The 6,171-nt window shown below is 68.8% G+C and carries 4 protein-coding genes and 1 pseudogene; 4 read left to right on the plus strand and 1 reads right to left on the minus strand.

What is annotated here, in order from left to right:
- From I2E26_RS01785 to I2E26_RS01795, 3 genes and pseudogenes are all read left to right on the plus strand, one after another.
- Positions 1 to 348, plus strand: a pseudogene (locus I2E26_RS01785) (ABC transporter substrate-binding protein); the annotation flags it as partial.
- Positions 345 to 1,754 (plus strand): ATP-binding cassette domain-containing protein, encoded by a 1,410-nt coding sequence (locus tag I2E26_RS01790; RefSeq protein ID WP_195419382.1) that lies wholly within the window; start codon positions 345 to 347, stop codon positions 1,752 to 1,754. The pseudogene I2E26_RS01785 and the gene I2E26_RS01790, both read left to right, overlap by 4 nt.
- Before the next feature lie 53 nt (positions 1,755 to 1,807).
- A complete protein-coding gene (locus tag I2E26_RS01795) occupies positions 1,808 to 2,845 on the plus strand; it encodes an XdhC family protein (RefSeq protein WP_195419383.1) in 1,038 nt (345 codons plus the stop codon).
- 56 nt (positions 2,846 to 2,901) lie between these two features.
- On the opposite strand, the gene I2E26_RS01800 is transcribed toward I2E26_RS01795, so the two are convergent.
- Positions 2,902 to 4,164, minus strand: a complete 1,263-nt coding sequence (locus I2E26_RS01800; protein WP_195419384.1) for an amidohydrolase — start codon at positions 4,162 to 4,164, stop codon at positions 2,902 to 2,904.
- A gap of 536 nt (positions 4,165 to 4,700) precedes the next feature.
- Here I2E26_RS01800 and I2E26_RS01805 point away from each other — a divergent pair.
- Positions 4,701 to 6,171, plus strand: a 1,471-nt coding sequence (locus I2E26_RS01805) for an amidohydrolase (protein ID WP_195419385.1), incomplete at its 3' end; no start/stop codon positions are given.

Genomic DNA, 6,171 nt, shown 5'->3' on the forward strand with positions numbered 1-6,171 from the left:
GGTTCCAAGCTGGTCACGGGCGTGACGGTGGTGCGCCGGGCGTTTGCGCGCGATCATCCCGAAGCCGTGCGCGCGTTTGCCGCCGCCCATCGCGCGAGCGCGGCAGAGGTGGTGCGGCACCCGGATGCGTGGGCGCAGGCGGTTGCCGATGCGGGGATCGTGGCGAAGGCCGAGCTGGCGGCGCGTGCGATTCCGCGCTGCAACATTGTGTGCCTCGAGGGAGCCGAGATGCGCGATGCGCTCCGCGGATACCTCGGGGTGCTGTACGACGCCGATCCCGCATCGGTGGGCGGTTCCTTGCCGGGAGAGGACTTCTACCTTGATGTAGAGGCGGGCGAGGGCGCATGAGGCGGCTGCGTGTCCTTGCGTTCGGTCGTGCCTCGGCGCTCGCCGCGGCGGGCTGGCTCGTGGTGTGGCAGCTCGTCTCGTGGGCGGTCGCGGCTCCGGTGGTCCTGCCCGGTCCTCTCGAGGTGGCCGGCGCGCTCGTCGCGGGGTTGGGCGACGGGGCGTTCCGGCGCGCGATCCTGTGGTCGGCGGGCCGGATCATGCTGGGGCTTGGGATGTCCTATCTGCTAGCTGTGCCGCTGGCATGGGTGTCGCGCCGTTGGGATGCCGTGCGCGCGGCCGCGCGCCCGCCCTTGCGCGTGATGCACGCGGCTCCCATCGCGTGCACGGCGGTGCTGTTGCTGCTGTGGTTCGGTTCGGCATGGGTGGGGTGCGCCGCCGTGGTGCTGGTAGCGCTGCCGAGTTTGTATTTTCCCCTGCTTGCCGGCCTGGATGCAGCACCTGCGCAGCAGCGCGAGGTCTTCGATGCCTTCGATGTTCACGGGCCGCGCCGCTGGATCGGTTCGACCTGGCAGCAGACGGTCCCCGCGCTTCGCGCGGCGGGCGCGGGCGCGGTTGGCATGGCTTGGAAGGCGGGCGTGGCGGCCGAGCTCATCGGCATCTCGCAGGGAAGCGTGGGCGAACAGGTCTTCCAGGCGAAGGTCCTGCTCGAGACCGCCGATGTGTTCGCATGGGCGATGGTGGTGGTGCTGCTGTCGACGGCGTGCGAGCGCGTGCTGGATGCGGTGCTTGCGCAGAGCGCATCATGGGCGCTGCGAATCGCGACCCGCGTTCGGCGATCGAGCGGGGAGGGCACGTGCTGCGGCGCCGTTTGCCTGCGGCATGCGCGTTTGGCGCATGACGGGTGCGCTCCGGTCTCGCTGACGGTGGCGCCAGGAGAGCGCGTCTGCCTCATGGCGCCCTCGGGGGCGGGCAAGACGTCGTGCCTGCGCATGATCGCCGGCCTCGACGAGCCCGCGGCGGGCGCGGTCGAGGTGCGCGGCCGTATCGCGATGCGGTTCCAGGAACCGCGTTTGATCGAGAGCGCCACAGCCGTTCAGAACATCGCCCTCTTTGCGAACGGCGCGCTCGATTCGGCGGAAATCGCGGCGAACCTCGGCGCGTTGGCGCCGGGTCTGGATGCGTGCGCACCGGTATCGTCGCTTTCGGGCGGCCAGCGCGGCCGCGTGGCGCTTCTGCGCGCCCTCGGGGCGCCCGCCGATATCGTGTTGCTAGACGAGCCGTTTTCCGGGCTTGACGAGGCGGCGCATCGCGCCACGGCGGCTTGGGTGGCGGAGGTGGCGGGGAAGCGCGCGCTCGTGGTGGCCACGCACGATCCGCGCGATGCGGAGCTGCTGGGTGCTCGCGTAGTCGTTTTGGATGCGCCCGGCGGAGGCGCGGACGGGTCGGCACCGAGCTGTTGGGAATAGTCGATGCGGAGCAAGGAGCCGCGGTACGAGTTGATATGCGAAGGAGCGAGTCAATGGAAAAGCTAGAGGTAGTTCGTTCGGCAGCCGCATCCCTTGAAGCGGGGAGACCGGTCGAGCTCGTGGTGCTCGCGGCCACGCGCGGGCCGTCGGCGCGCGGGGCCGGCGCGTGGCTCGTCGTGAACGAGGGGGGCGCGTGCGCGGGCACGGTGGGGGGTAGCGCTATCGAGGCGCTGGCGATCCGTACGGCGCGCGAGCTGCTTGCAGCCAAGCGCTCGTGCTTGGCGAGCTACGACCTGGGCGGCCGGGCGGGCGAGACGGGGGCAGCCTGCACCACCGTCTGCGACCTCGTGTATCTCTATTTTGATAGCGATAAGCTGGAGTTTTACAAGCAGCTTGAAAAATCCCTGGTAGAACGTATCGATTGCGAGCTGTATGTCGACTTGTCGTGCTTAAACGGCGCCCGCGCGCGCGGTGCCGAGCCCCGCCGCGGAGCAAGCGCCTCGGCGAGTATCGATGGCTCGCCGACGATTCGCCTGCAGGCTGCGGGGACGGCTCGCGCCGAGGACCCCGAAGGACTCCTCGGGGCCGCCGCGTATGTCGAGCGCCTGTGTCCGGAGGGGCGCGCCTACATCATGGGTTGCGGCCACGTGGGCCGTGCGCTGGCTCCGGTGCTCGCGCGCGCCGGGTTCTCCGTGGTGGTGTGCGACAACCGGGCCGATGCGCTCGAGGACGCGGGGCTGCCCGAGGGCATGGAGCGCCGCCTGGTCGACTACGGCGACCTGTCCGGCACGTGCGCCATCGGCGCCCGGGATCTGGTGGTGTGCTGCACGTCGTCGCATGGCAGCGATTACGCCGTGGTGGAGCAGGCGCTCGCGGTGGCGCCGGCGTATCTGGGCTGCATGGGAAGCCCCAAGAAGACGGCGCACTTCAAGGAGCGGCTTGCTCGGGCCGGCGCGTCGCCCGAGCTCGTCGAGCGTCTTCATATGCCCGTGGGCGTGCCGATAGCCTGCGAGACGCCGGCCGAGATCGCGATCAGCATCGCGGCCGAGATGATCGATGTGCGCCGCACCGTGTTGATGCCGCGCCCCTAGCGCCGGCGTTTCCGTGCTCGGGGCGCGGCACCGCGCGCTCCCGGTGATGGCCCGCGCTACTCCTCGCTCAGGAAGTCGATGGCGTACTGGGCGGCGAACATGCTGCCGCGGGCCAGCACCGACTCGTCGACCTTGTAGAAGCACGAGTGCTGCGCGAAGGTAGCGCCGATCTGGGGGTTACGGCAGCCTACGAACGCCAGCGCGCCCGGCACCTCGTGCAGGTACTCGGAGAAGTCCTCGCCCGAGAGCGTTCCGCGGTAGGTGCCCACGGCCTCTTCGCCCAGCACCTTGACGAGGGCGTCGCGCCCGCGCTGGGCCGCGGCGGGGTCGTTGTCGACCTTGAGGTTGGCCACGGTGTAGTCGGTGAGCTCGGCTTCGGCGCCCAGGGCCATGGCGGTATGGCTCACGATGCGCTTGATGAGCTCGGGCATCATCTGGTGCGCGGTGGAGCCGTAGGTGCGCACGGTGCCGGTGAGGTAGGCCGAGCCGGCGATGACGTTGCGGGCGGTGCCGCCGTGGATCTCGCCCACGGTCACCACCGCGGGCTCGTAGGGGCTGATCTCGCGCGAGACGATCGTCTGCAGCGCGTTTACGATCTCGGCTGCCGCCATCACGGCGTCCGCGCCGCGCTGGGGCATGGCGCCGTGGCAGGAGGTGCCGTGGATGTCGATGCGGAACCAGTCGGTGTTGGCCATGCGCGGGCCGGGCTCGATGGAGATCTTGCCCGCGTCGACCTCGCTCCAGATGTGCATGGCGAAGGCGCCGTCGCAGTCGCGCGTCGCGCCGGCTGCCACCATCATCTTACCGCCCTTGCCGTTCTCCTCGGAGGGTTGGAACACCACGCGGATCTCGCCGTGGATGTCGTCGGTCATATGGCGCAGGATCTGCAGGGTCCCCAGCATCATGGCGATGTGGCAATCGTGGCCGCAGGCGTGCATGAAGCCCTCGTTGACGGATGCGAACTCCTCCTCGGTGCGCTCGGTCACGGGAAGGGCGTCGATGTCGGCGCGCAGCAGCAGGCGGCGGCGCGGGGTGCCGTCGGCACGGTAGGCGTCCGGGGCGGTGCCGCGCAGCGTTGCCACCACGCCGGTCTCGAGCGGGCGCTCGTAGGGGATGTTCATGGCGTCGAGCTGGCCGCAGATGTCGGAGGTCGTGCGCACCTCGTGCAGGCTCTGCTCGGGGTACTTATGGAAGTGCCGGCGCTGGCGGATGATATAGGGCTCGAATTCCGCGCCGATCTCGCGGATGCCCTGCGTGATCTCCTCGCTCGTATGAACGTGCTCGTGGTCCATGATCTGCTGCGCTCTGGTCTTTACCATGCTTAACAACAACCTTTCCGCTGTGCTTTCGTAAACGGTACGCTGCTTTAACTCTATCACGGTGCATCGCCTATCACCTCAAATTAGGGACAGGCACTTTTCCGAGGTTGGGTGCGCTCAATTTAGGGACAGGCACTTTTCCGAGGTTTGAGGGCGCTTCGAATACGTGCTCGTTTCCAGCGCGGGGTGCCCGGCGCTTCGGCAAGGTGGGTTATTGCTGCTCCAACGGCTCGCATTCCGCGCGTAAAAGCTACTTGGAACGAGGGAGAAAAGGCCTCGTTCCAAAATGAGCCTCCAAACGGCAAAACGGCGCTCTCGCACGGTCGCGGCGGCCCATGCGCCTCAACGCGATCCCGCCTCAGAAAAGTGCCTGTCCCCTTTCTGAGGGGTGCGTTTCCGGGCGGCAAAACGGCGCGCTCGCATAAATACGTGCACGGGGAGGGGAGCTGGGCGGTATGATGCACCCGTATGCCGCGCGATTCCGGTTGGAGCCGCGCCGGCGCTCTCTCATCCATGCGAATCGAAGGCGGCGGAATATGGCTTTCCAGGCAGATTATGTGGTGCGTTCGCGCACGGTGTTTACGTCGGAGCCGGGCGAGGAAAAGCCGCGCGAGCTCGCGTTCGCGGTGGCGGGCGAGCGCATCGTGCAGGTGGGCGCGCCCGACGAGGTGCTCGCCTCCGTGCCCGCGGACACCCCGGTGCGCGACTTCGGCGATGCCTTCGTCTGCCCGGGCTTCCACGACGCGCACCTGCATTTCTTCCACACCGCGCTCGGCTCCTCGCCGTTCCTGCTCATGCACATGGGGGACAGCGAGGCGGAGCTGGTGGAGCGCACGAAGGAGTTCGCGGCCGGCCTGCCGAGTCATGCCTGGGTGGTCACCCAGGGCTGGCGCGATTACCGCTGGGACCCGCCGGTGCCGCCCACCAAGCGCTCCATCGACGAGGCCTTCCCGGACCGTCCCTGCGTCATGTACTCGGGTGACGGCCACACGCTGTGGCTGAACAGCCGCGCGCTGGAGGAGCTCGGCGTCACCCGCGATTCCGTGCCGCCGCAGGGCGGCAGCTACGATAAGGACGAGGACGGCGAGCTCACGGGCATCGTGCGCGAGGCGGCGGCGATGGAGCTGCTGCCGCGCTGCTTGGAGTGGCTCACCGAAGAGGACATCGCCCGCGCTTACGCGGACCAGATGGGCCGCATGGCCGAGCAGGGTATCACCTCGATCTGCGATATGGCCCTCATGCCGCATCCGGGCTGCGATTTCGTTCGCGACGACGTGTACGAGAAGCTCTCCCGCGAAGGCGGGCTCACGTTGCGCGTGCATATGTATCCCACGCTGCTCGACGATCAATCGCGTCTGGAAGACCTGCAGGAGCGCTATGCAGATGATGAGTTCCCGCTGCTGCGCGCGCCGGGGTTCAAGCAGTTCTTCGACGGCGTGAGCAGCCAGCACACCGCGTGGCTCACCGACCCGTACGCCAACGCGCGTACGCCCGGCGACTGCGGGCGCCCCACGGTGCCCGCCGACCGCATGCGCGAGCTGGTGCTGGCGGCTGCCGAGCGCGGTCACTCGGTGCGCATCCATGCGATCGGCGACCGAGCGATCCACGAGGCGATCGATATCTTCGAGGAGGCGCGCGCCTGGTACGGCGAGCCCCTGCAGGGACGCAATACGCTCGAGCATCTGGAGAACCTGCTGCCGGGCGACATCGACCGCCTGCGCGACGCCGGCGTGCTGGCGAGCTCGCAGCCCGGCCATATCACGCTGGATCCGGGTGGCCCCGAGCGCGACCTGGGCCCCGAGCGCAGCCGCATCATGTGGCCATTTGCAACCTACGAGGAGCGCGGCGTGGAGCAGGCGTTCGGCACCGACTCGCCCATCACGGCGGTGACCAGCATGGACGTGCTGTACTGCGCCGTCACGCGCCAAGATCCCTTCACGCACGAGCCCGCGGGCGGCTGGCTGCCGAGCGAGCGCATCTCGGCCGCCGACGCGCTGCGCATCTACA

This window comes from Collinsella sp. D33t1_170424_A12, from assembly GCF_015554865.1.
Classification (GTDB): Bacteria; Actinomycetota; Coriobacteriia; order Coriobacteriales; family Coriobacteriaceae; genus Collinsella.